This is a genomic window from Lentzea sp. NPDC036955, assembly GCF_055608005.1.
In genome coordinates this window covers 514,975-541,343 of the sequence record NZ_JBVJRC010000008.1, presented here as the reverse complement: position 1 = coordinate 541,343, position 26,369 = coordinate 514,975, and the positions used below count along the sequence as shown (strand labels likewise).

General features: G+C 71.0%; 22 protein-coding genes and 1 tRNA gene. 8 read left to right on the top strand and 15 right to left on the bottom strand.

Annotated features, from left to right (window positions below):
- Positions 1-393 precede the first annotated feature (393 nt).
- From ACZ7CF_RS29310 to ACZ7CF_RS29300, 3 genes are all read left to right on the top strand, one after another.
- Entirely contained in the window at positions 394-1,347 is a 954-nt protein-coding gene (locus tag ACZ7CF_RS29310; protein WP_360400326.1) for a lycopene cyclase family protein, read from the top strand.
- 107 nt (positions 1,348-1,454) lie between these two features.
- On the top strand, positions 1,455-3,128 hold the full coding sequence (locus tag ACZ7CF_RS29305; protein ID WP_360400323.1) for a GGDEF domain-containing protein: 1,674 nt from the start codon (positions 1,455-1,457) through the stop codon (positions 3,126-3,128).
- 154 nt (positions 3,129-3,282) lie between these two features.
- A complete protein-coding gene (locus ACZ7CF_RS29300; RefSeq protein ID WP_470371058.1) occupies positions 3,283-4,347 on the top strand; it encodes a carboxylate-amine ligase in 1,065 nt (354 codons plus the stop codon).
- A 3-nt stretch (positions 4,348-4,350) separates the two neighbouring features.
- Here ACZ7CF_RS29300 and ACZ7CF_RS29295 read toward each other — a convergent pair whose 3' ends face one another.
- The 10 genes from ACZ7CF_RS29295 to ACZ7CF_RS29250 all read right to left on the bottom strand — a co-directional run bounded on the left by ACZ7CF_RS29295 (position 4,351) and on the right by ACZ7CF_RS29250 (position 12,308).
- A complete protein-coding gene (locus tag ACZ7CF_RS29295; RefSeq protein ID WP_470371057.1) occupies positions 4,351-5,109 on the bottom strand; it encodes a hypothetical protein in 759 nt (252 codons plus the stop codon).
- A gap of 127 nt (positions 5,110-5,236) precedes the next feature.
- A tRNA-Ile gene (locus tag ACZ7CF_RS29290) sits at positions 5,237-5,314 on the bottom strand.
- 474 nt (positions 5,315-5,788) lie between these two features.
- Positions 5,789-6,166: a metal-sulfur cluster assembly factor gene (locus ACZ7CF_RS29285; protein ID WP_360400314.1), complete on the bottom strand. Its 378-nt coding sequence runs from the start codon at positions 6,164-6,166 to the stop codon at positions 5,789-5,791.
- The gene (gene sufU / locus ACZ7CF_RS29280; protein WP_360400311.1) at positions 6,163-6,603 is read right to left on the bottom strand and encodes a Fe-S cluster assembly sulfur transfer protein SufU; all 441 of its coding nucleotides are present in this window, start codon (positions 6,601-6,603) and stop codon (positions 6,163-6,165) included. Before sufU ends, ACZ7CF_RS29285 begins: the two co-directional genes overlap by 4 nt.
- Before the next feature lies 1 nt (position 6,604).
- Positions 6,605-7,882 carry a cysteine desulfurase gene (locus ACZ7CF_RS29275; RefSeq protein WP_360400308.1) on the bottom strand — a complete coding sequence of 426 codons (1,278 nt, stop codon included), beginning with the start codon at positions 7,880-7,882 and terminating at the stop codon, positions 6,605-6,607.
- Between the two features lie 26 nt (positions 7,883-7,908).
- Positions 7,909-8,682, bottom strand: coding sequence for a Fe-S cluster assembly ATPase SufC (gene sufC, locus ACZ7CF_RS29270; protein WP_266041288.1), 774 nt, complete (start codon positions 8,680-8,682; stop codon positions 7,909-7,911).
- A 33-nt stretch (positions 8,683-8,715) separates the two neighbouring features.
- On the bottom strand, positions 8,716-9,030 hold the full coding sequence (locus tag ACZ7CF_RS29265) for a non-heme iron oxygenase ferredoxin subunit (protein ID WP_360400305.1): 315 nt from the start codon (positions 9,028-9,030) through the stop codon (positions 8,716-8,718).
- Positions 9,027-10,184 (bottom strand): Fe-S cluster assembly protein SufD, encoded by a 1,158-nt coding sequence (gene sufD / locus ACZ7CF_RS29260; protein WP_458431227.1) that lies wholly within the window; start codon positions 10,182-10,184, stop codon positions 9,027-9,029. Before sufD ends, ACZ7CF_RS29265 begins: the two co-directional genes overlap by 4 nt.
- A 1-nt stretch (position 10,185) precedes the next feature.
- Positions 10,186-11,640: a Fe-S cluster assembly protein SufB gene (sufB, locus tag ACZ7CF_RS29255; RefSeq protein WP_470371056.1), complete on the bottom strand. Its 1,455-nt coding sequence runs from the start codon at positions 11,638-11,640 to the stop codon at positions 10,186-10,188.
- Positions 11,637-12,308 (bottom strand): helix-turn-helix transcriptional regulator, encoded by a 672-nt coding sequence (locus ACZ7CF_RS29250; protein WP_470371055.1) that lies wholly within the window; start codon positions 12,306-12,308, stop codon positions 11,637-11,639. The genes sufB and ACZ7CF_RS29250 overlap by 4 nt, the downstream gene beginning before the upstream one ends.
- A 166-nt stretch (positions 12,309-12,474) precedes the next feature.
- Here ACZ7CF_RS29250 and mptB point away from each other — a divergent pair, with 166 nt between their 5' ends.
- Both mptB and ACZ7CF_RS29240 read left to right on the top strand, forming a co-directional pair.
- On the top strand, positions 12,475-13,965 hold the full coding sequence (gene mptB / locus ACZ7CF_RS29245) for a polyprenol phosphomannose-dependent alpha 1,6 mannosyltransferase MptB (RefSeq protein WP_470371054.1): 1,491 nt from the start codon (positions 12,475-12,477) through the stop codon (positions 13,963-13,965).
- Between the two features lie 491 nt (positions 13,966-14,456).
- On the top strand, positions 14,457-18,260 hold the full coding sequence (locus tag ACZ7CF_RS29240) for a patatin-like protein (RefSeq protein ID WP_470371053.1): 3,804 nt from the start codon (positions 14,457-14,459) through the stop codon (positions 18,258-18,260).
- On the opposite strand, the gene ACZ7CF_RS29235 is transcribed toward ACZ7CF_RS29240, so the two are convergent.
- Together ACZ7CF_RS29235 and ACZ7CF_RS29230 are read right to left on the bottom strand one after the other, a co-directional pair.
- Positions 18,241-20,226 (bottom strand): glycosyltransferase, encoded by a 1,986-nt coding sequence (locus ACZ7CF_RS29235; protein ID WP_470371052.1) that lies wholly within the window; start codon positions 20,224-20,226, stop codon positions 18,241-18,243. The two genes, ACZ7CF_RS29240 and ACZ7CF_RS29235, sit on opposite strands and share 20 nt — an antisense overlap.
- The gene (locus ACZ7CF_RS29230; RefSeq protein WP_360400285.1) at positions 20,223-20,798 is read right to left on the bottom strand and encodes a DUF998 domain-containing protein; all 576 of its coding nucleotides are present in this window, start codon (positions 20,796-20,798) and stop codon (positions 20,223-20,225) included. The genes ACZ7CF_RS29235 and ACZ7CF_RS29230 overlap by 4 nt, the downstream gene beginning before the upstream one ends.
- Positions 20,799-21,107: 309 nt before the next feature.
- On the opposite strand from ACZ7CF_RS29230, the gene ACZ7CF_RS29225 reads away from it, so the two are divergent.
- From ACZ7CF_RS29225 to ACZ7CF_RS29215, 3 genes are read left to right on the top strand one after another with little or no spacing between them, the layout of a single operon-like run.
- Complete coding sequence (locus tag ACZ7CF_RS29225; RefSeq protein ID WP_360400282.1) at positions 21,108-22,037, top strand: ABC transporter ATP-binding protein; 930 nt, start codon at positions 21,108-21,110, stop codon at positions 22,035-22,037.
- On the top strand, positions 22,034-22,792 hold the full coding sequence (locus ACZ7CF_RS29220) for an ABC transporter permease (protein ID WP_470371051.1): 759 nt from the start codon (positions 22,034-22,036) through the stop codon (positions 22,790-22,792). The genes ACZ7CF_RS29225 and ACZ7CF_RS29220 overlap by 4 nt, the downstream gene beginning before the upstream one ends.
- 19 nt (positions 22,793-22,811) lie before the next feature.
- Entirely contained in the window at positions 22,812-23,729 is a 918-nt protein-coding gene (locus tag ACZ7CF_RS29215) for a COX15/CtaA family protein (protein ID WP_458431219.1), read from the top strand.
- Here ACZ7CF_RS29215 and ACZ7CF_RS29210 read toward each other — a convergent pair.
- From ACZ7CF_RS29210 to ACZ7CF_RS29200, 3 genes are all read right to left on the bottom strand, one after another.
- Positions 23,708-24,811, bottom strand: coding sequence for an ankyrin repeat domain-containing protein (locus ACZ7CF_RS29210; RefSeq protein WP_470371050.1), 1,104 nt, complete (start codon positions 24,809-24,811; stop codon positions 23,708-23,710). The genes ACZ7CF_RS29215 and ACZ7CF_RS29210 overlap by 22 nt on opposite strands.
- A gap of 9 nt (positions 24,812-24,820) precedes the next feature.
- Positions 24,821-25,285 carry a GbsR/MarR family transcriptional regulator gene (locus ACZ7CF_RS29205; RefSeq protein WP_360400270.1) on the bottom strand — a complete coding sequence of 155 codons (465 nt, stop codon included), beginning with the start codon at positions 25,283-25,285 and terminating at the stop codon, positions 24,821-24,823.
- A gap of 71 nt (positions 25,286-25,356) precedes the next feature.
- Complete coding sequence (locus tag ACZ7CF_RS29200) at positions 25,357-26,298, bottom strand: TIR domain-containing protein (RefSeq protein WP_470371049.1); 942 nt, start codon at positions 26,296-26,298, stop codon at positions 25,357-25,359.
- Positions 26,299-26,369 lie beyond the last annotated feature (71 nt).

Sequence of the window (26,369 nt, the reverse complement as noted above, 5' to 3'; positions counted from 1 at the left end):
CTGGCTGTGTTATCGGCACGCTGTTGAGTTCTCAAAGAACACGCGCTCACCGGGTCCATCTCCGTTTCCGGAGAGTTTCTCTCGGGGCTTGTGTTGCTGAAGCTTATTTGGTCTTGCCCGCCGGTGTCAAATCCGCCTCTCAGAGGCCCTTCTTATCCGGCTTTTGCCAGGCCCGTTCCGGTTTTGATTTCCGGCCCGCTTCGCTCTGACATGGAGAACATTACACGGGGGTGTTTCGATCTCCAAATCGGGGGGTCATCCGCCATCGGCAGCGCCCTGACCTGCGGGTTCTCCGGCGACGACCCGGGACGGAGCGCGCAGCGGCGCGAAACGACTTGAAGTGACCTGCGTCGCCGTCAGGTACTCCGGGCCCACAACGTCAATCATGGACGCATGTACGACGTGCTCGTGATCGGTGGCGGACCGGCCGGACGTGCCCTTGCGCGCGCGTGTGCACGGGAGGGCCTGCACACGGCCATCGTCGACAGGCACCCGCATCGCGTGTGGACGGCGACTTATGGCGCGTGGGCGGATGAGCTCCCACCACACACACCGGTTGCGGCGACGAGTACGACGGTGCGTGCCTTCGCGCGTGAGGAGCACAAAATCGACCGCACCTACGTGGTGCTCGACAACGTGCGTCTGCACGAGCTGCCCGGCGACGTCACGGTGCTCGATCGGCCGGCACCGGCCAGGCACACGTTCAACGCAACGGGTGCGCGTAAGGGTCGTGCGGAGCAGACAGCGGTCGGTGTGGTCATCGAGTCGGACGACACCGACACGACGTTGATGGACTGGCGGGGCGGCGACACGTTCCTCTACACGGTGCCGCTCGGCGACAACCAGGTGCTCGTGGAGGAGACCTGCCTCGCGCGCCGGCCGGGCATGCCGTTGAACGAGTTGCGCCGACGGCTTGATGCTCGCCAGTTGCCGGGTGTGAGAGAGGAGCGCGTCCGTTTCCCGTTGGACGCTCCACGGCACAAGGGCGCGTTCGGTGCAGCGGCCGGGTTCATCCATCCTGCAACGGGCTACAGCGTGGCCACCTCTCTCGCGCTCGCTCCAAGGGTGGCGGCGGCCATCAAGGCCGGTGAAGACCCGCATCAGGTGATCTGGTCGAAGAAGGCCCGTGCGGTTCACGCCCTGCGGCGGTTCGGGCTGGAGACCCTGCTGCGCATGGACGCCGACGAGACGCGGGACTTCTTCGAGCTGTTCTTCCGGCTCCCGGCCGAGTCGCAGCGGGCGTACCTGTCCGGTCGCGAGGACCTGGCGGGGGTCTCGGCCGCGATGGTGCGGCTGTTCGGCACGGCTCCGGCGCGGTTCAAGCTCAAGCTGGTGCTCCCCGTGTGAGGGGTGGGTCACGGTGCGCAGCGGTGCCGTGGCGAGTCGCCGCCAACTCCGTGAACTCCTGGTGAACCCCCTTGGTGCGGGTCGTTCGCACCGGCACGATCGGGTGCGTGCCCGCATTGCTGGATGACGTCAGGTTCGCCTTCCAGCCGCTGTTCAACCTCAACACCGGCGGCGTCGTCGCGGTGGAGGCGCTCGCGCGGCCCCACGACGGCACCGTGCAGGACCTGCTGCAGGCGGCTCATCAGGCGCGGCTCCTGACGAACGCCGACGTCGGACTCGCGTGCCGTGCCCTCCGCGCCGCGGCCGACTTCGAGCTGCTGCTCCCGTTGCACGTGAACCTGCTGGCGCTCACGGTGGCGGACCGGCCGGAGACGCTCTCGCCGCTGTACGGCGCGTTGCGGGAGACCGGGCGGAGTCCGGACGGTGTCGTCATCGAGGTGGGCGAGCCGTACTCGCGGGCGAACCGCGTGCGGCTGGCGCGCGGGTTGCAGACGTTGCGGGACCACGGTTTCCGCATCGCGCTGGACTGCGTGGGCGAGGGTGACGTCCCGCTGGGGCTGTTGACGAGCTCGGCGCCGGACTACATCAAGCTCGACCGTGAGATCGTGCGCACCCTTCCGGACGATGCGGCGCGTTGTTCGCTCGTGCGGTCGTTGGTGCACCTCGGTGAGTACACCGGCGGTCAGGTCGTGGCGGAGGGTATCGAGACCGAGGAACAGCTCGCGGTCGTGCGCAAGCTCGGTGTGGCGCACGCACAAGGGCATTTCCTTGCTCCCCCTCAGCGCCGACCGGTGGTCAACGCGCGCATTGCGCCCGAGGCCGTGACGCAGACCGGGGAGATCCGGCGCAGCAGTGGTCCGCGGGTGACCGACTTCCTGCACCCGGCCACGACGTTGCCGGAGAGTGCGACCTCGGAGGAGGTGCGCGAGGTGCTGGCAACGCAGCCGACGGTCACCGGTGTGGTGCTGGTCGACGTCGAGGGCCGGCCGCGGTGGTCGGTGGACCGCAACCGGTTCCTGCTGGCGGTGACCGGTCCGTACGGGCACGCGCTGCACGCGAAGCGGGAGGCGGCTCGGCTGGCGGACAGGCCGCACGTCATCGGTACTGATGCGTCGGCGCTCGACCTGCTGGACGTGGTGGCGCATGCCAACCGTGAGCGCACGAACGACGACCTGATCGTGGTCGACCACAACGAGAGGTGCATGGGCGTGGTGCGGGTCGCGGACGTGGTCCGCGGTGTCGCCGAGCTCAAGGTGGAGCAGGCGGCCGCGCTGAGCCCGCTGACCCGGCTGCCGGGCAGCGACGCGATCGCGCGGGAGGTCGACCGGCGGATCGGGGGCGGGGAGATCTTCGCGGTGTCGTGGCTGGACGTCGACGGTTTCAAGCTGGTCAACGACACGGTCGGGTTCGCGGCGGGGGACGACCTGATCCGCGAGATCGGGCACGACCTGGCGGACCTCGCGACGACGTTCCCCGGTGTGCAGGTGGGGCACGTGGGCGGCGACGACTTCCTCATCATGGCCGGTCTCGACGAAACGGTGCCGTTGTCCGCCCGTTTGCTGGACAAGGCGTACACGGCAGAAGGACGACACGTCACCGTCTCTCTTGCGACCCTTATCTGTGCCGCGGGGTCAGTGGGGTCGTATCGCGAGGTGTCGCGGTTGCTGGCACCGGTCAAGGAGCACGCGAAGTCGCTCGCCGGGTCGAGCTGGGTCATGGGCCGGCCGGGTACCGAACGGCGCGATGTGCTGCGTGGTGTCGGGCAACGCGCGGTGAGTTGACAAGTACAACCGAACGCCTCCTGTGCGACGACCTGATCACTCATAGCATCGAGGTCGCTACTCAGCGCATCGGAGGTTCGTCGTGCAGGTCGGCAGCGGAACGCAATCTGTACCAGCGCAGCGCACGGCCGTGGACGGTCTCCTCACTGTTGGGGTGGAAGAGGAGTTCGTGCTCGTCGAGGCGTCGACGGGGCATCTGGCCAACCGCGCCGCCGAGGTGCTGGCCGGTGCCGACCGCTACGAGGTGGACCTCCAGCCGGAGATCGCGCAGTACCAGGTCGAGTCGGCCACGGGCATCTGCACGGACATGGCCGTGCTGCGCGAGGAGCTGGCCGTGGCGCGCCGTGCGTTGATGGAGCGGGCCGCGCGCCACGACGCCCGGCTGGCCGCGACCGGTACGCCGGTGCTGGGGCTGACGATGCCGACGCCGTTGACGAACGCCCCGCGCTACCACCGGATGGCGCAGGAGATGGGCGCGCTGACCAACGACCTCGCGATCTGCGGTCTGCACGTGCACGTCGGGCTGCCCGACGACGAGTCGAAGGTGTTCGTGAGCAACCACCTGCGGCCGTGGCTGCCGACGTTGCTGGCGCTGGGCGCGAACTCGCCGTACTGGCTGGACGACGACACCGGCTATGCGAGCTGGCGGTACGTGGTGTGGAACCGGTGGCCCACCTCGGGTGCGCCGCCGCACTTCGAGTCGGCGGCGCAGTACTTCGCGGCACGGGAGGAGATCGTCGCGAGCGGGGCGGCGCTGGACGCGGGGATGCTCTACTGGGACGTCCGGCTGTCGGCCCGGCACCCGACGCTGGAGCTGCGGGTGAGCGACGTGGCGCCGACGGTCGAGGAGGCCGTGCTGATGGCGGCCCTGGTGCGCGGGATCGCCGCGACCGCGCTGACGTCGGGTGCGGCGCCGGCGCCGGTTCCGCCGCACCTGTTGAGGGTGGCGTTGTGGCGTGCGGCCAGGGACGGGCTGGAGGGGTTCGGGATCGACCCCGTGACGGGGGCGCTGACGCCGGCGGCCACGCTCGTGGCGTCGCTGGTGCGCTGGGTGCGCCCGGCGCTGGAGCTCACGGGCGACTACGAGCTGGTGAGCGACGGCATCGACCGGGTGCTGCTCGACGGGACGGGTGCGGTGCGGCAGCGGCGGGCGTTCGCGCGGAGGGGGCGGCTCGACGACGTGGTGGGGTTCCTCGTGGACCAGACCGCGCCGGCCTGACCCTCAGACCGATGGCGGGATCTTGGCCAGCAACGGGATCACGGCCAGCACGACGGTCGACGCGGCTGCCGCGGACTCGCCGTGGTCCGGCCTGTCGCGGGCCGCGAGCAGGAACGCCGAGCACGCGACGACCCCGGCGACCGCCCAGGACCAGCCGAAGCGGAACCACAGGCCGGCGCCGGTCATCAGCAGGCCACCCGCGGTCAGCTGGAGGGCGGCGCCGACCGCGGACCGGGTGCGCACGGTCGTGTCACGCGGCTGGTCGTCGGCCGGCCACCGCAGCGCACGGCCGGTCGCGAGCGCGGTGGCGCCGGAGAACACGAGCCACACGGCGGGGTCGGCCTGTCCCCCGGCGGCGGAGTAGGCGGTGACGGCGGGCAGCAGGACCGTGGCCGTCGCCAGCGCCACCGGACCGGCGAACCCGTGGCGTGGCAACCGGGTCCGGGCCAGGTGGAGCAGCAGGGCCAGTGCGACGCCGGCGGCGACCCGCCACGACACGGCGGTCGCCAGTGCCAGTGCGACGACCATCTCGGCGACCACCAGGGCACGGACCTGACCGGTCCCCACCTCGCGCACCGCGACCGGTTGCGTGCGGGAGGAGTCGAGCAGGGTGCCGGAGAGGGTCGCCGTGAAGTTCGCGAGGACCGCGACCACGACACCGAGGTCCGGCCCGGTCGCGTAGCAGGCACCCCAGGCGGCGCAGCACGCGGCGAGGACCCCGGACGGGGTGTCGAGGCGGTGCAGGTGCGTCAACGCCGTCACGTGGCCACCATCGGGTCAGCGGCGCCGTCGCGGCCCCCCGGGAGCGCAACACTAGGCCGTTCGGAGCACGGGCGCCGGGTGCGGGTGAGCGGCCCGCCGGGTATCCGGCGGGCCGCTCGGGGTGGGTTGGTCGTCCCGCCAGGACTTGAACCTGGGACCTACCGCGTATCAGACGGACGCTCTCACCGGACTGAGCTACGGGACGGGTGGAAGACGTGGGTGTCGAACCCACCGGGGCGATCGTGCAAGGATCACCTGCGCGCCGGCGCGTCCCCCGTTGTTCGGTTGTCGTGCGGTTGTTCTTCCGGGCAGCACCGGCGGAAGGAGTCGAACCCCCGGGAAACGGGTTTGGAATCCGTTCCGCTTCCGAAGCTCGCCGGCGGGAATTAGCGAAAAGAAAACCGCCCATGGTTTCCCGTGGGCGGCTCCGAGGTCATGACCTGGTGTGTCAGGTCATGGCGTGGAGCCCCACGCCAGCGCCAGGAGACCCCCGGCGATCGCAGCGAGAATCCGCCACCCCGCGAGCTCGAAGCTGGCAATCATGTCTTCCTCCGGTTGATCTCTTGTTCGTTGTCGGAACCAAGTTAAGCGACGGTGGTGAAGCCGTGCAACGCATTTGTTGAACCAACGGAAAACGGCGCGCACCGGGTGGGTGCGCGCCGTTCCACTGCGGGTGAGGTCAGACGGTGAAGCCCAGCGCGCGCAGCTGTTCGCGGCCGTCGTCGGTGATCTTCTCCGGGCCCCACGGCGGCATCCACACCCAGTTGATGCGGAAGTCCGACACGAGGCCGCCGCCGGTGAGGGCGGCGCGGGTCTGGTCCTCGATGACGTCGGTCAGCGGGCAGGCCGCGGACGTGAGCGTCATGTCGATGGTGGCCACGTTCTTGTCGTCGACGTGGATGTCGTAGACGAGACCGAGGTCGACGACGTTGATGCCGAGCTCCGGGTCGACGACGTCGCGCATGGCCTCTTCCACGTCGTCGAGGGCGGCGACGTCAGCCTTGGGCTCGAAGACCGGCATGCCTTCGGCTCCCCGGACCACTTCTTCGGTGCTCATGCTGCTCCCTGGCTTCGTGCGACTGCGTCCTTGAACGCCATCCAGCCCAGCAGCGCGCACTTCACGCGCGCCGGGTACTTCGCGACGCCGGCGAAGGCGATGCCGTCCTCCAGGACGTCCTCGTCGGGCTCGACCTGGCCGCGGCCCTGCATGAGCTCGACGAACGCGTCCATCTTCCCGAACGCCTCGCTCACCGGCTTGCCCACGACGAGGTCGGTCAGCACCGACGTCGAGGCCTGGCTGATCGAGCAGCCCTGGCCGTCGTAGGACACGTCCTTCACCACGTCGTCCACGACGTGCACGCGCAACGTCACCTCGTCGCCGCAGGTCGGGTTGACCTGGAACGACTCGGCGTCGTAGGGGTCGCGCAGGCCGCGGCCGTGCGGGTTCTTGTAGTGGTCCAGGATGATCTCCTGGTACATCTGCTGGAGCTGCATCTCAGGCCACCCCGAAGAACTTCTGCGCCTCGCGGACGCCGTCGACGAGCGCGTCGACCTCGTCCAGCGTGTTGTACAGGTAGAACGTCGCCCGCACCGAGGACTGCGCGTTCAGGCAGCGGTGCAGCGGCCACGCGCAGTGGTGCCCGACGCGCACGGCGATGCCCAGGCTGTCGAGCACCTGGCCGGCGTCGTGCGGGTGGACGCCCTCGATCTCGAACGGCACGGCACCGCCGCGGTTGACCGCGTCGCGCGGGCCGATCAGGCGGACGCCCTTGACGGCCGACAGGCCTTCCAGCGCCGCCACGGTCAGCAGGTGCTCGTGCGCGTGGACGCGTTCCACGCCCACGACGCTCAGGTAGTCGACGGCGGCACCCAGACCGACGGCCTGGGACGTCATCGGCGAGCCCGCCTCGAAGCGCTGCGGCGGCGGGGCGAACGTCGAGCCCTCCATCTTCACCAGCTCGATCATCGAGCCGCCGGTGATGAAGGGGGGCAGTGCCTCCAGCAGCTCACGGCGTCCGTAGAGGACACCGATGCCGGACGGGCCGAGCATCTTGTGGCCGGAGAACGACGCGAAGTCGACGCCGAGCTCGTGGAAGTTCACCGGTCCGTGCGGCACGGACTGGCACGCGTCCAGCACGGTCAGCGCGCCGGCCTTCCGCGCGGCCGCGACGAGCACGTCGACCGGGTTGATCACGCCGGTGACGTTGGACTGGTGCGTGAACGCCACGACCTTCGCCCTGGGCGTGATCACGCTGTCCACGTCGGACAGGTCGAGCCTGCCGTCCGCGTCGAGCCCGAACCACTTGAGCGTGGCGCCGGTCCGGGCAGCGAGCTGCTGCCACGGGACGAGGTTCGCGTGGTGCTCCATCTCGGTCACGACGATCTCGTCGCCGGGGCCGATGCGGAACCGCGCGGCCTCGGGACCCGAGGTCACGGCGTTGCCCATCGCGTACGCCACGAGGTTGAAGCCCTCGGTGGCGTTCTTGGTGAACACCAGCTCGCCGAAGTCGGCGCCGACGAAGTCCGCGATGCGCTGACGCGCACCCTCGTACTCATCGGTCGCTTCCTCGGCCAGCTGGTGCGCGCCCCTGTGCACGGCGGCGTTGTGCCGCTCCAGGAACGCGCGTTCCGCGTCCAGAACCTGCGTCGGGCGTTGCGAGGTGGCGCCGGAGTCCAGGTAGACCAGGCGCTTCCCGTCACGAACGGTGCGAGACAGGATCGGGAAGTCCGCCCTGAGGGCGGTGACGTCCAGTGGTGCTGCGGTGGTGGTCACAGCGCCTCCTCTCAACCGCTACAACGTCAGGAAAGGGCTGCTGCTTCCGTCTTCCCGGTGTACTTCACGTAACCCTCGGACTCGAGGACGTCGGCCAGCTCGCGGCCACCGGACTCGACGATGCGGCCGTTCGCGAAGACGTGCACGAAGTCGGGCTGGATGTACTTGAGGATCCGGGTGTAGTGCGTGATCAGCATGACGCCGACCTCACCGGAGGCCTTGTACCGGTTGACGCCCTCGGACACGACGCGCAGCGCGTCGACGTCGAGGCCGGAGTCGGTCTCGTCGAGGATCGCGACCTTCGGCTGGAGCAGGCCCAGCTGCAGGATCTCGTGGCGCTTCTTCTCACCGCCGGAGAAGCCCTCGTTCACCGAGCGCTCGGCGAACGCCGGGTCGATGTCGAGGTCGGCCATCGCGCCCTTGACCTCCTTGACCCAGTGGCGGAGGTTCGGGGCCTCGCCGCGGACGGCGGTGGCGGCGGTGCGCAGGAAGTTCGACATCGAGACGCCGGGGACCTCGACCGGGTACTGCATGGCGAGGAAGAGGCCCGCGCGGGCGCGCTCGTCGACGGACATCTCCAGGACGTCCTCACCGTCGAGCGTGACGGTGCCCGAGGTGATCGTGTACTTCGGGTGCCCGGCGATCGCGTAGGACAGCGTGGACTTGCCGGAGCCGTTGGGGCCCATGATGGCGTGCGTCTCGCCGGCCTTGATCGTCAGGTCGACGCCCTTGAGGATCTCCTTGGGAGCGTCCTCGCTGACGACCGAGACGTGCAGGTCCTTGATCTCAAGGGTGGCCATGACTTGCCGTTCTCCTGGTGGTGTAGCTAGAAGTCAGTTCGTGGTGGCGGTGACGTCGACGAAGACGTCGCCGTCACGGATGTCGACGGCGTAGACGTCGACCGGTTCGCTGGCGGGCGGTGACGAGGGCTTGCCGGTCTGCAGGTCGAAGCACGACCCGTGCAGCCAGCACTCGATCCCCTTGCGGGAGACCTCGCCCTCGCTCAGCGACACCGCGGCGTGCGAGCACAGGTCCGCGAGGGCGTGCACCCGCTCGCCCTCGCGCACCAGGACGACGTCGACGTCGTCCACGGTGGCGGCGAAGGGCTTGCGGTCGTCCAGGTCGGACAGTGCACACACCTTGATCACGCCCCGACCGCCTCGAGCTCTGCCTCGATGGCGGCCTCGAGGCGCTCGCGCACCTCGGGGACCGAGATCTTCGCGATCAGCTCCTGGAAGAAGCCGCGCACGACGAGCCGCCGCGCCTGGTGCTCCGGGATGCCGCGCGCCTGCAGGTAGAACAGCTGCTCGTCGTCGAACCGGCCGGTGGCGCTGGCGTGGCCCGCACCCTCGATCTCACCGGTCTCGATCTCCAGGTTCGGCACCGAGTCGGCGCGTGCGCCGTCGGTGAGCACCAGGTTGCGGTTGAGCTCGTAGGTCTCGGTGCCCTCGGCCGCCGCGCGGATCAGCACGTCGCCGATCCACACGGTGTGCGCGCCCTCGCCCTGCAGCGCGCCCTTGTAGACGACGTTGCTGCGGCAGTTGGGCTGCGAGTGGTCGATGAACGGGCGGTGCTCCTGGTGCTGGCCCGCGTCGGCGAAGTACAGACCGGCCAGGTCCGCGTCGCCGCCCTTGCCCGCGTACTGCACGACCGGCGTGATGCGGACGGCGTCGCCGCCCAGCGTCACCACGGTGTGCTTGATCGACGCGTCGCGGCCGAGCTTCACGTGGTGCTGCGAGACGTGCACCGCGTCGTCGGCCCAGTCGTGGATCGCGATCACCTGGAGGTGCGCGCCGTCCGCGACGAGGAGCTCGACGTTCTCGGCGTACGCGCCGGAACCCCGGTAGTCGAGGACGACGGTGCCCTCGGCGAACTGCGACGCCTTGACCAGCAGGTGGCCGTAGGCGACCTGGCCTTCGCCGGCACCGGTGACGGTGACGGTCGTGGGCTCGGACTTCGCGTCGCCGGGCAGCGTCACGACGGTGGCGTTCTCGAAGGACGTGTACGCCTGGGCCGCGATGCGGTCACCGGGGACACCGGCCCCGCCGAGGCGGTCGTCGTCACGACCGACCGTCTCGACGGTGACACCGGCGGCGGCGTTCACCTCGACGGCAGCGGAACCCGTTGCCGCAGCGCCGGAGTGCAGACCGGCAAGACGCTTGAGAGGCGTGAAGCGCCAGATCTCCTCACGGCCGCCCGGGACCTCGAACGCGTCCACGTCGTAGGACGTGAAGTGCTCCGCGCGCGAGGCGACCGGGACGACGGCGCCGTGGGAGTGAGGTTGAGTCGACAGGGCGGCCATGTCAGCCGACGGCCCCTTCCATCTGCAGTTCGATCAGGCGGTTCAGTTCGAGGGCGTACTCCATGGGCAGCTCGCGCGCGATGGGCTCGACGAACCCGCGCACGATCATGGCCATGGCCTCGTCCTCGTTGAGGCCGCGCGACATCAGGTAGAACAGCTGGTCCTCGGAGACCTTCGAGACCGTGGCCTCGTGGCCCATCGCGACGTCGTCCTCGCGGACGTCGACGTACGGGTAGGTGTCCGAGCGGCTGATGGTGTCGACCAGCAGCGCGTCGCACTTCACCGTGGACTTCGAGTGGTGCGCCCGCTTGTTGACCTGGACCAGGCCGCGGTAGGACGTGCGGCCACCGCCGCGCGCCACCGACTTCGACACGATGGTCGAGGAGGTGTGCGGGGCCATGTGGACCATCTTGGCGCCGGCGTCCTGGTGCTGGCCCTCGCCCGCGAACGCGATCGAGAGGACCTCGCCCTTGGCGTGCTCGCCCATCAGGAAGACGGCCGGGTACTTCATGGTCACCTTGGAGCCGATGTTGCCGTCGACCCACTCCATGGTCGCGCCCTCTTCGGCCTTGGCGCGCTTGGTGACCAGGTTGTAGACGTTGTTCGACCAGTTCTGGATCGTCGTGTAGCGGCAGCGGCCGCCCTTCTTCACGACGATCTCGACGACGGCCGAGTGCAGCGAGTCCGAGGAGTAGATCGGCGCCGTGCAGCCCTCGACGTAGTGCACGTACGCACCCTCGTCGACGATGATCAGCGTGCGCTCGAACTGGCCCATGTTCTCGGTGTTGATCCGGAAGTAGGCCTGCAGCGGGATGTCCACGTGGACACCCTTCGGCACGTAGATGAACGAGCCGCCGGACCACGTCGCGGCGTTGAGCGCCGAGAACTTGTTGTCACCCGCGGGGATGACGGAGCCGAAGTACTCCTTGAAGAGCTCCGGCTGCTCCTTGAGGGCGGTGTCGGTGTCGAGGAAGAGGACACCCTGCTGCTCCAGGTCCTCGCGGATCTGGTGGTACACGACCTCGGACTCGTACTGGGCCGCGACGCCGGCGACGAGGCGCTGCTTCTCGGCCTCTGGGATGCCCAGGCGGTCGTAGGTGTTCTTGATCTCCTCGGGCAGGTCCTCCCAGGAGGTGGCCTGCTTCTCCGTGGACCGCACGAAGTACTTGATCGAGTCGAAGTCGATCCCAGAGAGGTCAGCGCCCCAGTTCGGCATCGGCTTGAGGTCGAAGAGCTTGAGCGCCTTCAACCGGTACTCGAGCATCCACTCGGGCTCGTCCTTCTTGGCCGAGATGTCGCGGACGACGTCCTCGCTGAGGCCTCGGCGGGCGCTCGCGCCGGCAACGTCCGAGTCGGCCCAGCCGAACTCGTAGTTGCCGAGAGACGCGATGGTCTCTTCCTGCGTGAGCGGAGACTGCACCGTGGTGGGCGTGCGCTGCTCGGCAGCGGCAGTCATGCGGGCTCCCCTCCATCATCTGGGATCCGTGAAATGTTCGGGATGTGCGTCGTGCACACGGCGTGGCCGCGGGCGATCGTCGCGAGGCGCTGCACGTGGGTTCCGAGGAGGTTCGCGAACGTCTCCGTCTCGGTCTCGCACAGCTGGGGGAACTCGGCAGCCACGTGGGCGACCGGGCAGTGGTGCTGGCACAACTGCTCACCCGCCCCCGCGGTGCGGGTCGCCGCAGCGTAACCCTCCCTGGTCAACGCGGCAGCGAGGGCCTTCGCCCGTTCGGCGGGTGTGGCCTGCGCCACGATCGCCGTCCGGTGCCGGTCCACGAGCGCGTCGACCCGACTTTGCGCGAACGCCCTGACCGCCTCTTCGCCACCCGCTTGGGCGAGGAACCGGATCGCGGCGACCGCGAGGTCGTCGTAGGCGTGGCCGAACCGGGCGCGCCCGGTGTCGGTCAGCAGGAAGAGCTTCGCCGGACGGCCCCGGCCCCGCTGGGTCTGGCGGGGGGCGTCCCTCGTCGTCGCCTCGCCGTCCGCGAGCAGTGCGTCGATGTGACGGCGCACGGCCGTGGGGCTGATGCCCAGTTCCTCGGCAACAGCGGCCGCGGTGACCGGACCCTGCTCCAGCAGGAGCCTGGCGACAGCGCGCCGAGTCTTGCCGTCGTGCTGCGACACGGCGTCAAGGTGGGTCTCGGCGTTTTTCACAACACCAGTGTTGCGTATTTCGCCGGAGGTCGCAAAGATCGCGGTCACAGGGTGACCTGACTCACGGCTGAGCGGGGCTGGATACGCTGCTGGCATGCCCACTTCCGGCGGAGCCGTGACTCCGGAGAGCGACCTCTTGAACGGTCGAGAGCGTCGTCAGCTGGACATCGTCCGCCGTTGGGGGACCATCGGCGCGCTGCTGCTCACCGTCGGGTCCCTGGGCGGTGGCGCCGCCCCCATCTACTCGCCGCTGTACGGCGTGCCCGTCCTCGGGCTCTTCTCGAGGATGCCCTCAGTCGCGATGGGGGTCGTCTGGACCGGCATCTTCATGATCGTGTCGGCGTGGCTCGCGCTGGGCCGGTTCGTGCGGCCGGGGCGGGTGCGGATCGTGTCGCGCAGCCAGATGGACCGCACGCTGCTGATGTGGACCGTGCCGCTGGTGTTCTGCGTGCCGATGTTCTCCCGCGACGTGTACTCCTACCTGGCGCAGAGCGAGATCGCGGCCCGCGGCCTGGACCCGTACGAGCTCGGCCCGGCCTCGGCGCTGGGCGTGGACCACGTGCTGACCCGCGGTGTGCCGAACATCTGGCGGGAGACCCCGGCGCCGTACGGGCCGCTGTTCCTCGCGGTCGGCCGGCTGCTGGCGATGGTCACCGGCGACCACGTCGTGTCGGGCGTGTTCGTGCACCGGCTGCTCGTGCTGTGCGGTCTGGTGATGATCGTGTGGGCGCTGCCGCGGCTGGCCGCCCGCTTCGGCGTGTCGCCGGTCGGGGCGCTGTGGCTGGGCGCGCTGAACCCGCTGGTGCTGTTCCACATCGTCATCGGCGTGCACAACGACGGCCTGGCACTGGGCATGATGCTGGTCGGCATCGAGTTCGCGCTGCGCGGTCTGGAACCGCTGCGGTGGTGGTGGATCACGTTCGGCGCGGCCACGATCGTGTGCGCGGCCATGGTGAAGATCCCCGCGATGGCCGCCCTCGGTTTCGTGGGCGTGCTGGTGGCGCGCAAGCTCGGCGGCAGCTTCAAACACCTGCTGGTGGTGGCCGCGGTCATGGCCGCGATAGCCGGCGTGGGGGTGGTCGCGATCTGCCTCGGCACCGGCTTCGGGTTCGGGTGGATCGAGACGCTGAACGTCGCCTCGGTCGTGAAGTCGTGGATGTCACCGCCGACCGCACTCGGCTTCATGGGCGGCGGCCTGGGCATCCTGCTGAGCCTCGGCAACCACACCGACTCGATGATCGCGCTCGCCCGCCTGCTCAGCCAGGGCATCTCGATCGTGATCACCGTGGTGCTGCTGTGGCGGACGTTCAAGGGCCGGCTGAAGGCGATGAACGCCCTGGGAGCGGCCCTGGGAGCGATCCTGGTGCTCGGGCCGGTGCTGCAACCCTGGTACGTGCTGTGGGCGGTGCTGCCGATGGCGACGGCCGTGATCGGGCCGCGGTTCCGCGGGTTCGCGATGGTGACGAGCGCGGTGATCGCGGTGATCCTGCCGCCGACCGGGTCGGCGTTCGACGGGCGGGCGTACACGGTGCCGCAGGCGGTGGCGGGGGCGGTGATCACGTTCGCGGTTTGTGTGTTGATCGCGCGGAAGCGGGTTGGGCCGTTTTTGAAGTCTGATGCGGTGTGAGGTGGGGTGCGGCTAGCTCGGGGGTGAGGGCGGCGCGGGTGTGAGGGCGGCGCGGGCGGGCGTGGGGCCGAAGCGGCCTGTTCGATGCCGCCTTGGTGGGGCTGCCGCTCGCATCTGGGGCTCACACCCGGCGCGCGTGCTCGCGCAGGGCGGGCGGCGGGCCGGTGCGTTCGACCGCGGACCTGACCGATCTGGCGGGCCTGACCGGGTGTGCCGGGGTCTGGTCAGGGTGTGCTGGGACGGTGTCGACTCGGCGGGCTGACGGCGGGGTCAGGCCGGGCCGGGCCCGCGTTCCTCCTTTCCTCCGGGGCGCGGCAAGGGGGTGGTTCCGGACATCCACAAGACGCGGCCGGGCGTGGATCCGGACACGATTCACCCGTCCGGGTGGCGCCGCGGGCTGTCGGCTGCGACGAAAGCAGCAGTAACCACACAACTCCAGCGGACGACTACCCGGCAGAGGGGAAGATCGAAGCTGGAGGGGGTGGTGCGGCATGTCCGAGGAGACCGCACGAGCCGAACAGACCGAGCAAGCCGCGCAGCCAACGCAGGCCGCGCCGGCCGAAAAGCCGGAACAGCCGGAACAGCCGGAACAGCCGGAACAGCCGGAGAAGCCTGAACAGCCGGAGCAGCCCGCCCACGCCGGACAGCCCATGTCCCGCGAGGAGGTCCGCTTCGCCGTCGTCCTCAACGGCGGCGTCAGTCTCGCCGTCTGGATGGGCGGCACGGTGCTCGAACTGGACCGGCTGACCAGGCCGGGGTCGGTCTACCAGCCGCTGCTCGACCTGGTGGGGTGCACGGCCAGGGCCGATGTCATCGCCGGCACGTCCGCCGGGGGGATCAACGGGGCCGCGCTCGCGTTGTCGCAGGTCAACAAGAACGCGGACCTGAGCAGGCTGCGGGACCTGTGGGCGGAGCAGGGGCGGATGGAGCAGCTGCTCAGGACGCCGTTCAAGGGGGCGCCGGCGTCGCTGTTGCAGGGGGACGAGTTCTTCTTGCCGAGGTTGCAGGAGGCGTTGGCGCGGCTCACCAGCGACTTCGAGCCCACCGCGCCGGACGAGCGGCCGATCGACCTGCGGATCACGACCACGCTGCTCGGGGGTGTGCCGACCACGAGCTACGACGACCTCGGGCAGCCGTTGACGCAGTCGGTGCACCAGGGCAGCTTCTCGTTCCGGCGTGATCCCTACTCGTGGGTCAGCGAGGTCACCAGGGACGACTTCGCGGCCGGGGGGATCGACGAGCGGGTGTTGCAGTTGGCGTTGGCCGCGCGCAGCAGTGCGAGTTTTCCGTTCGCGTTCGAGCCGAGCTTCATCCCCGTCGGCGGGCAGCCCTCGCCGGACCGGCCGGACATGGCTGATGTGGCGAGCTGGGCGAACGGCGGGGACCGGAGCCGGTTCGCCGTGGACGGCGGGGTGCTGGTCAACACGCCGACCAGGGAGGCGCTGGAGGCGATCGACCGGATGCCGGCGGACGGGCCGGTGCGGCGGGTGATGTTGCTGGTGTTCCCGCACGCCGAGCCGCTCGGGTCGGAGCCGCGGGCGGACGTGGCAGGGGCGGGGCCGACGACGGTGGCGGCCGGGGCGCGTTTGCTGAGCGCCATGTCGAGCCAGGCGAACCGGACCTACGTCGAGAAGATCGAGGAGCACAACCGGCGCGCGGCGGGCAGCAGGGGCGGGCGGATGGCGTTGCTCGAACGGTTGCACGCCGGGGGGCAGGACGTGGTCGGCGAGGTGTACTCGCTGGCGGACAAGCTGTTCGGGCACTACGAGGACGTGGAGATCCGGCTCGCGGCGCGGCAGGTGGCCGCGCAGCAGTTCGCGTTGCCCAAGGGGAACCCGGCGAACTGGTCGTTCGAGCGGGCGCGGCGGGCCGCGGAGAACGCGCAGCGGGCGTGGAAGAGGAAGCACGGTGTGCTGCCGTACGTGCCGGGGGTGCGGTTGCCGAGCACGGTGTGCCGCGCGGACCTGGGCTGGGAGTGGGGCATCACGATGGCCGAGCGGCTCGGGGCCTCGGCGCTCGACCTGCTCAAGCGGCTCGTGTGGGTGGCACCGGACGGGCAGGCGGAACGGATCGCGCGGGCCCGCGGGGAGCTGCACCAGGTGAGAGCGGAGCTGCGGCGGCTGCGCGAGGAGCTGTTCGCCTGGCAGCCGTCGGACTCGCTGGGCGAGGAGTACTGGACCGGGCGGCTGGCGAGCTACCACGAGCTCATGGTCGACGGGCACCTCGGGCTGGAGGTCAAGGCGCAGGTCGCCGAGATCGGGCGGGTCGTCGGGGCGGCGCAGGAGGTCGTGCGCGACCTCGACGAGCACCGGCTGAAGCTGGGTGGGCTGAGCGCGTGGCACGCGTTGCTCGGCACGGCGGCCACCGCGCAGGAGGCGGGGCTGTCGGAGGCGGAGCGGTGGCTGAGCCGGTTGCTGGCGTTGGAGGTCGCGGGCACGTGCCTGTCCGACGACGCGTCGACGGGGCTGGACACGCCGGTCGAGCTGGTGCAGGTGTCGCTGCAGACGCGCAACGCGTTCGCGCAGCAGTCGCTCACCGCCGACGACAAGGCGGGCGGGGCGTCGCTGTCGCGGTTCTCCGGGTTCCTCAAGAGGTCCTGGCGGGTCAACGACTGGATCTGGGGCCGGCTCGACGGCGCCACGATGCTGTGCCGGGTGCTGTTCGACCCGCGCCGGCTGCGGCGGATGGACCTCCTCGGCCGTCCCGAGGGTGACACCCGCACCGCCGCGCAACGCGCGGAAGCGGTGGTGCAGAACGTGATCGGGCACATGTTCGGTCCCGAGCTGCCGGTGCGGGTCGCGGCGTGCGCGAACGAGGCCGCGAAGGAGCTGCAGGGCATTTACGAGGCGGAGGGTGAGCTGTCGCCGTCGTCGCTGAAGCTCGCCGAGCTGGCCGCGTGGGGCCTGCACTGGCGGATCATCTGCGAGGAGCTGCCCCGGCTGCGGGCGGCGATCATCGCCGACCGCGGGGACGGGGCGGACGCGCGGTCGCGTGGCGAGCTGTTCCTGGAGGAGCACGCGGACCTGTTGCGGCGCCTGGAGTTCCCGCAGGAGCACACGGTCACCCTGGGCATGGCGGCGCTGACGGCGTTCGACCGCGCGGGCATCGGCCGCGAGCCGCTCACCCAGGAGGCGGCGTCGGACCAGATGATCCGCACGGCGGCGACCGCGGCGGCGGTGGCGGTCACGGTGGCCGACTCGGAACGCGCCGGACTCAGGGCGGTGCGGCCGGTCACCAGGGTCATGCGCGGCGGCGCGCTGTTGCCGTACTGGACGATCACCGGGCTGACCAGGGGCGGGAACCTCGCGCAGTTCCTCGGTCTGCTCGGGCTCGCGGTCGGCGGGGCGCTGGTCGTGATGGCGTTGTTCGGGTTGCTGCCGTCGTGGGCGGCCGGGCCCGGCGCGGCGGTCGGTGCCGCGTCGCTGCTGGCCGCGTTCGGGTACGCCGCGCTGCGGTCCGGCACGCTGCTGCACGGGCTGGTGCTGCTGTCGCCGGTGATCCCACTGGCGGCGGTCGCGGTCGACCGGGTGCCGGACGACCGCTCGCAGCTCACCACCGGCACGGTCACCGTCGGCGGTGTGGTCGTGGTGGTGGCGGCGCTGCTGTTGCTGGGGTCGCTGCCGGCGCCGATCCGCACCCCGCTGGCGGTGCTCGCCGACTTCCGGCCGCTGGAGGTGCTGCGGCGGCGCTGGAAGCAGGCCGCCGTCGTGGCCGTGGCGGCCGGGCTGGTGTGGTCGGTGTGGCAGTTCGAGCTGCACACCCGGCCGTGGCTGGTGATCCCGACGTCCGTCCTGTGTGGAGCGTTCGGGGTGTGGATGGCGTTGTCGGGCGGCAAGTCGTTGCAGCGGTGGCGCCGGGTGGAGGGCGTGTGGGGCACCGAACGCGCCGAACCGCCCGCCGCGGCGACCGCGGGCTGGGCGGTGGTCTACGGCATCGCCTACCTCGCGGCCGCAGACGTGCTGCTGCTGGTGCGGCCGGGCGGCTGGGGCTGGCGGGCGGTGATCGGCACGGCGCTGGTGTTCGGGCTGACGCTGCTGCTGATCACGTCCTGGTACGTGCCGAGGGCGGAACGGCGGCGCATCCGCGAGCAGCTGGTCACCGAGGCGATCCCGGCGATCTACCCCGGCGGCTGCGACGTCGCGGCGGTGCTGCGGGAGCGGCTGGAGGGCCACGCCTCGCTGTACCGGTTCCTGATCGACGGGGAGGGTGAGCACCCCGCAGGGCTCACCCTCTCCCGCACCGGGCAGGTCGTCGCACAGCGGATCGAGCGGAAGCTCAGGCCGCCAGCGCGATGACCGGCGCCGGGCGGCCCATCGCCCGTGCGTAGAGACCTTCGAACCGCTCCAGGGTCGCCGCCAGCGCGTGGTGCGAGATGATCTCGCTGCTGGCGGCGCCCATGCGGGCCCGCGTGGGCGCGTCGTGCACGAGCGCGTGCAGGCGCTGGGCCAGTGCGGTCACGTCACCGGGTTCGAACAGCCAGCCGTTGCGGCCGGGGTGCACGAGGTGCGGCAGCGCCATGGCGTTCGCGGCGATCACCGGCTTGCCCGCGGCCATCGCCTCCATGGTGGCGAGGCTCTGCAGCTCGGCGACACCGGGCATCACGAACAGGTCGGCGCGGGCGTAGGCGTCGAGCAGCTCGTCCTCGGACACGAACCCGTGGAACCGCACCCGGTCGGTGATGCCGAGGTCGCGGGCCAGCAGCTCCCACTCCGCGCGGCACGTGCCGTCGCCGACGACCTCACCGAGCGCGCCGGGCACGCGGGCGAGGGCGCGCAGGAACTCGTCGACGCGCTTCTCCTCGTCGAGCCGGCCGACGAACAACGCGGTGGGCCGGTCGTTGCGGGTGACCTCGCGCTGGTAGCGGGCGATGTCGATGCCGCACGACACGGGCATGGCGCGTTCGGGGAACCCGCTGTCGTGCAGCAGCTGCACGGCGCGCGGTGTCGGTGCGGTGACGATGTCGGCACGGCCGAAGACCCGTGCGAGGTCGCGGTAGGCCCATCTGCGGGACAGGCCCTGCAGGAACGCCGGCACGTGCGCGTGGCTGAACAGGTTCTCCGGCATGAAGTGGTTGGTGGCGAGGGTCGGGATGCCCTGCGCGGCGGCGGAGCCGAGGACGTACCGGCCGACCACGAAGTGCGCCTGGACGTGCACGACGTCCGGCTTGAGCGCCTGGACGAGCACGTCGGCCTCCTCCTTCGCCTGCCACGGCAGGCAGAAGCGGAAGTCCGGGTAGAACGGCAGCCGGTGCGAACGCAGGCGGTGCACGGTCACGCCCTCGATCTCGGTGGCCTTGGGCGAGTCGGGTGCGATGACGTGGACGTCGTGCCCGCGGGAGGCGAGACCGACGGCGAGGCGCTGGGCGAACCGCGCGGCTCCGTTGACGTCCGGCGGGAACGTGTCGGCGGCGATGACGACGCGCAGCGCGCTGGAGGTGTTCACGGGAAGCTCCGTTCGAAGAGGGACACGAGGGTGACGGGCGAGGGCGAAAACACCACTGGCTGCGGCGAGCGCGCAGGCGAGCAGCAGGGCACCGGTCCACGCGGACAGGTGCGCGGCTTCGCCGAGGAGGAAGGCGCCGATGCCCACGGCGACCAGCGGGTCCACCACGGTCAGGCAGGCGACGGCGAGATGAGGGGGTCCGCCCGCGTAGGCGTGCTGGACGAGCCAGCCGCCGACCGCGAGCGAAAGGGCGATGCCGAGCACGGACGCCACGTGCGAAAGGCCGAAACCGCCCTGCTGCACCGACTGGGAGACGGCGCGCATGAGCACTGACACGTAGCCGTAGGCGACACCACCGGCTGATGCGAACGCCACGGCGCGAACGCGCGCGTTCGTCGTGAGCGCGGCTGTCACACCGGGGATGGCGATCAGGCCGAGGCACACCAGTCCGGCCGTGAGCTCGGCGTCGGGCACGACCTCGGTGGCGGTCGCGCTGCCGGACGCGAGGAACACGAACGCGCCCACGCCCACCGTGGTGAGCAGGATCGCGGGCAGCTCGCTCAGCCGCCGGTCCAGCAGCGCGGTCAGGCCGATCGCGACCACGCCGATCGGCTGCACGACCGTGAGCGGCGCCATGCCGAGCGCCGCCGCGTGCACCCCGGCACCGGCGACGAGCAGGGCGAGCCCGCCCAGCCAGCGGGGTTGCCGCAGCACGCTCGCGCGGGCACCGGTCTCGGCGACCGCGTCGTGCTGCAGGCGTGCCGCGAGGGCGAAGCACACGGCGCCGAGCACGGCGAGGGTGATGGCGAGCAGGGTCATGTCGTCCGCCTGAGCTGGGTGGCCGCGATTGCGAAGAGAAGTCCGTAAAGGGCGGCGAACAAAACGCGTTCGGTGAGCCCGCGCGCCTCGAAACCGGCGAAGGAAACGTGGCTGACCATGAATGCCGCACTGGACACCGTGGCCGTTATTGCGATACCGAGCAGAGCCGGAAATTTGCGCGCGATGAGCAGTCCGGCGACCGGCAACGCGGCGAACATGACGGCGCCGGCGTAGCGGTGGACGTAGCCCGACAGCGACGTCGGTGCCCCCGTCGGATCGGTCGGGAAGATCGTCGAGACGGTCAGACCGGCCGACCAGACACCGATCAGCCACTGCGCTGACCTGCCCGCACCCCGCAGGCTGACGGCCAGCAACGCCGACACGGCCGCGAGGCTGAGGGACGTCGCCGCCAGCCATTCGGTGCCGTTGCGGACGAACACGTAGTCGCTGACGACGTCGCTGACCGGGTCGAGCTGCCCCGCCGACACCACGTGCAGGTAAAAAATCGGAACCAGTGAGAACACCAGTCCCCCGAGCACCAGTCCCCGTCTTCTGTCCCCCACCTCGATCACGTGAAAAGTCTCTTGTGACGGCGGTGATCAACCAATGGGGAACTCCCCCGAGCGGACCCTGAGGTGTCCCTGACTTCCCGGGGTAGGGCCAGCCCCACCCTTTCCCGTCCGCCTTCGTCAAGGGCGCCCCGCGAACGTTTGCGCCACCCCTGCGGAGGTCACGCGGGGGCCCCGCGTTCCCCTCAGCGGCACGCGGGGCCCCCGCGTGCACGTGTGCGGAGTGCACGCGGGGAGCTTTCGTGCGCTCCTGGTGCACGCGGGCGCCCCGCGTGCACCAGGAGCGGGGGCGACCGAATAGGGTGAGCGCTCGTGAGCCCGAATCCCCAGCCTGCGGTGGAAGTGTCGGGGCTGGTCAAGAGGTACGGCTCGAAGACCGCCGTCGACGGCCTGGACCTCGTGCAGCCGACCGGCACCGTTCTCGCCCTGCTCGGGCCCAACGGCGCCGGCAAGACGACGACCGTCGAGGTCTGCGAGGGCTTCCGTTCCGCGGACGGCGGGTCCGTGCGCGTTCTCGGGCTGGAGCCCGGCAGTGAGGCGCTGCGCCCGCGCATCGGCGTGATGCCGCAGGGCGGCGGCGGTTACCCCGGCATCCGCGCCGAGGAGATGCTGAACCTCGTGGCGGCCTGCGCGGCGCACCCGCTCGACCCGCGGTGGCTGATCGAGGTGCTCGGGCTGTCGGGCGCGGTGAAGACGCCCTACAAGAGGTTGTCGGGCGGCCAGCAGCAACGGCTGTCGCTCGCGTGCGCGTTGATCGGGCGCCCCGAGCTGGTGTTCCTCGACGAACCGACCGCGGGCATGGACCCGCAGGCCCGCCGTCTGGTGTGGGACCTCGTGGGGGCCCTCCGCGACGACGGCGTGTCCGTGCTGCTGACGACGCACCTCATGGACGAGGCCGAGGCGTTGGCCGACCAGGTCGTCATCATCGACCAGGGCCGTGTCGTCGCGCAGGGCACGCCCGCCGAGCTGACCGCGAACCGGGCCGACGACCAGCGGCTGCGGTTCCGCGCACGGCCCGGCCTCGACACGTCGCTGCTGTCGGCCGCGCTGCCCGAGGGCCTGAAGGTGCGCGAGGCCACCCGCGGCGGCTACGTCGTCGAAGGCCTGATCGACCCGCAGGTCGTGTCCACGGTCACGTCGTGGTGCGCCCAGCAGGGCGTGCTGGCCGAGGAGCTGACCGTGGCCAGGCGCAGCCTCGAAGACGTGTTCCTGGAGCTGACCGGCAGGGAGCTGCGCTCATGACCACCTTCGCTCCCGGCACCTTCACGCCCAAGCCCGGCCGCGGCTCGCTCGGCCGCATGCTGTTCACGCACGCCCGCACCGAGGCGATGCTGACGTTGCGCAACGGCGAGCAGATCCTGCTCACGGTGCTCATCCCGCTGGCGCTGCTCGTCGCCCTCAGCCTCATGTCGGTCATCCCGATGCCCGAGCCGCGCGTCGGGTCGGCCACCGCCCGGATCTTCGCGCTGGCGATCATCTCGTCGGCGTTCACCGGCCAGGCCATCGCACTCGGGTTCGACCGCCGCTACGGCGTGCTGAAGCGGCTGTCGGCCTCCGCACTGCCCCGCTGGCTGCTCGTCGCCGGACGGGTCTGCGGCGCGCTCGTCGTGGTGGCGCTGCAGATCGCGCTGCTCGCCGTGACGGCGCTGTTCCTCGGCTGGGACGTGCAGCCCGCCGGGCTGCCGTGGCTGGTGCTGATGGTCGTCCTGGGCACGCTGACGTTCGGCGCGCTGGGCGTCCTGCTCGGCGGGTCGCTGCGCGCGGAGGTCGTGCTGGCGCTCGCGAACATCATCTGGTTCGTGCTGCTGATGGCCGGCGGCGTCGCGCTGTCGGTGCCGGTCGGGTTCGTGCACCTGCTGCCGTCCGCCGCGCTCGCCGAGGCGCTCGAAGCCGCTGTGGTGCACGGCACGGCACCGGGTGCGGGCCCCGTCGCGGTGCTCGTGGCCTGGGGCGTTGCCGCCGGGGCACTGGCGACCCGGACGACGCGGCTCACCTGACCCGGCATACCATCGGTCCGTGTCTCGATTGACCGCTTTCATCGTTCCGTTGCAACGCGCCCTCGCGATCGCCGCCATCATCGCGCAGGGCGGCATCGCGGTCACCGGGTCGATCGTGCGCGTCACCGGCTCCGGGCTCGGCTGCCCGACGTGGCCGGAGTGCGTGCCCGGCAGCATCGTCCCGGTCGAGCACCCCGACGTCGCCGCCCTGCACCAGTGGGTCGAGTTCGGCAACCGCACCCTGTTCGGCGTCATCGGCATCATCACGGGCCTGTGCCTGGTCGCCGCGGTGCTGAACAAGCCGCGCCGCCGCCGCGTGATCGTGCTCGCCGCGGTCCAGGTCGGTGGCGTGCTCGCCCAGGCCGTGATCGGCGGCCTGACCGTCCGGCTCGGACTGGTGTGGTGGAGCGTCTCCGTCCACTTCATGGTCTCGATGGTGCTGGTGTGGTTCGCCGTGCTGCTCCTGCGGTCGCTGAGCGAGGGCGACGGACCCGCCCGCTGGCTGGTCCCCGCCGGCGCGCGCGGGCTGCAGGTCGTGATGGCCGTCGTGATGTACCTGCTGCTGATCGCGGGCACCTTCGTCACCGCCGCCGGCCCGCACGCGGGCGACTCGAAGACGCCGCGCCTGGACGTGCCGGTGCCGACGCTCGCGCAGATCCACGCCGACCTGCTGTTCCTGTTCCTGGGCATGCTGATCGCGATGGGCTTCTTCGTCCGCAACCGCTCCTACTGGGTCCTGGTGGGCGTCGTGCTCGCCCAGGGCGCGCTGGGCATGGTCCAGTACTGGACCGGCGTGCCCGAGGTGCTCGTGTCGATCCACGTCCTGGGCGCCGGTGCCGTCGTCGTCGCCACGGCGATGCTGTGGACGTCCTCACGTGAACGCACCGTCGAGGTCGAGGTGCCCGCGGCCACCGGTCAGGCGCTCAGCAAGGCCTGAGCCTCGGTCTGCCCGTTGTGCCTCGCCCAGTGGGCGGGGGTCGCCTCGAAGTTCGCGTCGGTGGCGGTCCGGTCGGCGCCCGCGCCGAGCAGGACCCGGATGACGCCGAGGTGCCCGCGTTCGGCCGCCAGGTGCAGCGCGGTGACGCCCTCGCCGTGCATCGGACCGCCGAAACCGGTGCGCTGGTCCGGGTTCGCGCCCAGGTCGAGCAACGTGCGGGTGGCGTTCTCCAGACCGCACCACGCCGCCCACGCCAGCGCCGTGCCGCGGTAGACGTCCGCGTCGACGCGGGCACCGCGCTGGAGCAGCTCGCCGAACACCTCGGTGCGGTCGTTGCGCGCCGCCCACGCGAGCGCCTCGTCCAGCACCTCCTGCGGGTCGGCCGTCGGCCACCAGCGCGGGAAACCGCTGTGCGGCCGGTAGTAGCCGCGGCCCGCCTCGGGTTCCACCGCCAGGTCCAGGTCGCCCAGTCCGGCGGCGGTGCGCAGGTTCGGCGGGTGGATCCCGTGCCGTGCCAGCAGTTCCGCGGTCTCCCGGTGGCCCCAGAACAACGCGACCGTCAACGGGGTGCCGCCCGCCCCGCGCGCTTCGAGGTCGGTGCGGGCGCCCGCGGCGAGCAGCACCTCGGCCAGGTGCGGCTGGTTCGCGTACGCCGCCTGGTGCAACGCGGTCCAGCCGTGGACGTTGCGGTGGTTCACGTCGGCGCCGTCGTCGAGCAGCACCCGCACGAGGCGTTCGTCGTGTTTGGCGGTGGCCATGCCGAGCAGGTCGTTCCCGTTGGTGCCGCTGGCCTTCACCAGCCACGGGTCACGCGCGAGCAGCGCCGCCAGCTCGGCCGGGTGCTGCAGCTCGACCGCCTGGTAGGCGCGGGCGAACGGGCGCGGGTTGCGGATGTGCGCCTTGAGCGTCTTCCAGTCCTCGCACCCGTGTGCCTGCGCGAGCACGATGTGCGCGCCCTCGTCCGTCAGCGGCACACCGTCGAAGACCTCCAGCGCACCCGGCACGCCGTCCCACGCGGAGGCGAGCAGTCCGCGCGCCCGTTCCTCGTAGTACTCGATGTCGTCGCGGAACGGGTGCCACATGCACCCAAGCTACTTGGGCGACGCGGGCCTGCGCTCCCACAGGGCCGGGATTTCCGCTGAGAGCCAACCGTAGAGGTGGTCGACGGTCTTCAGCCGCATCGCCCGCTCCGGATCGCCGCTGAGCAGCCGCATGCCGTCGTCGGTCAGCGTCTGCACGCTCGCGATGGCGTGGAGCTTGCGCTGCACGAAGTCCGACCAGGCCTTCTCGTTGATCCGGTACTCCGCGGCCTGCCGGCCCCGCCGGGTCCGCTTGGTCACGAGCCCCGAGTTGACCAGGAACTTGAGGTTCGTGCTGATCGAGCCGCTGCTCGCCTCCAGCTCCTGCGACAGCTCGGCGGCGGTGCGCTCCACGGGCTGGCAGACCAGCAGGTAGCCGAGGATGCGCCCGCCGATCAGCGGGATGCCCTCCTCGGCGAAGTGGGCCGCGAACCGCTCGATCCAGGCGGACAGGCGGGTTTCCCTGCCGACGCTCATCGATGTTCCCCTTCGGTCGACACTGAAATCATCGTAGCGATCTTGTCAACGACCGGGGGCGGCGGTGTGGTTCAGGCGTACAGGGTGGGGTTGCCCCAGGCGAGCTCGGGCAGGTGGTTCGACCGCCCGCCGGCGATGTTCGCGCCGGCCAGCAGCGGGTGCACCGTCGTGCCCGGCCGGTAGGCGATCAGCCGCAGCCGCAGCGCGTCGGTGACGTCGAGGCTCAGCAGGCGCGGCCCGCCCTGGCCCGCCGAGCGCTGCTCGCGCGGCACCCCGTCGACGACCACCTCGAACACACCGGTCTGGCCCGCGTCCACGGCGTCGTCGAGGACGCCGACCGTGGCCTCGAAGCGGCGGAACCGGCGGCCCAGGTTGAACTCGACCTGCCCCTTCGGCTCGTGGCAGAAGCCCGAGCAGCGGTAGACGACGCTCTCGCCGTAGTGCCGGCCGTTGAGGTTCGCGCCGCCCAGCACCACGTCCGGCGAACGGCTGGCCACCGGCAACGACGTGAGGCGGGTGGTGTCGGCCGGCGGAGGGGGCGGAACGCTGCCGTCGGAGCCCGCGAACGGCCGCACGGCGTCGAGGATCTGCATCAGGTCGTAGTCGGCGGACCGGTGGTGCAGGCGCAGGTACTGGTGCCCTGCGATCGCCGCGATCGTCGGCGGCAGGTCCGCGGCCGACGGCATCGCCGTGTCCCCCACCAGGACCGGTACGACCCGCGCGCTCGCCCGCAGCGCCAGCTCGATCTCGAAGCGCACCCAGTCGCCCGGTGCGGCGATCCGCGGCACGCCCCCGTCGGCGACGGTGAGCCAGCGCGGGCCGATCACGGCCAGCAGGACCGCGCACGAGGAGGCCGCGCGGACGAGCTCCGGGTCGAACGGGACACCCGGCTCGATGCTCGCGCTGGAGCGGAACACCCGGTCGCGGCCGAGCACCCGGCTGAGCTTCTGGTCGATCAGGACGGCGCTGTCCTGGCCGTCACCACCGCGGAAGTTGATGAAGACGACACCCATGGACCATTGTGGACACAGGTGGGCCCCGCGAACTGGACATCCGCTGGACACTTCAAGGTCAATGCGCGGCG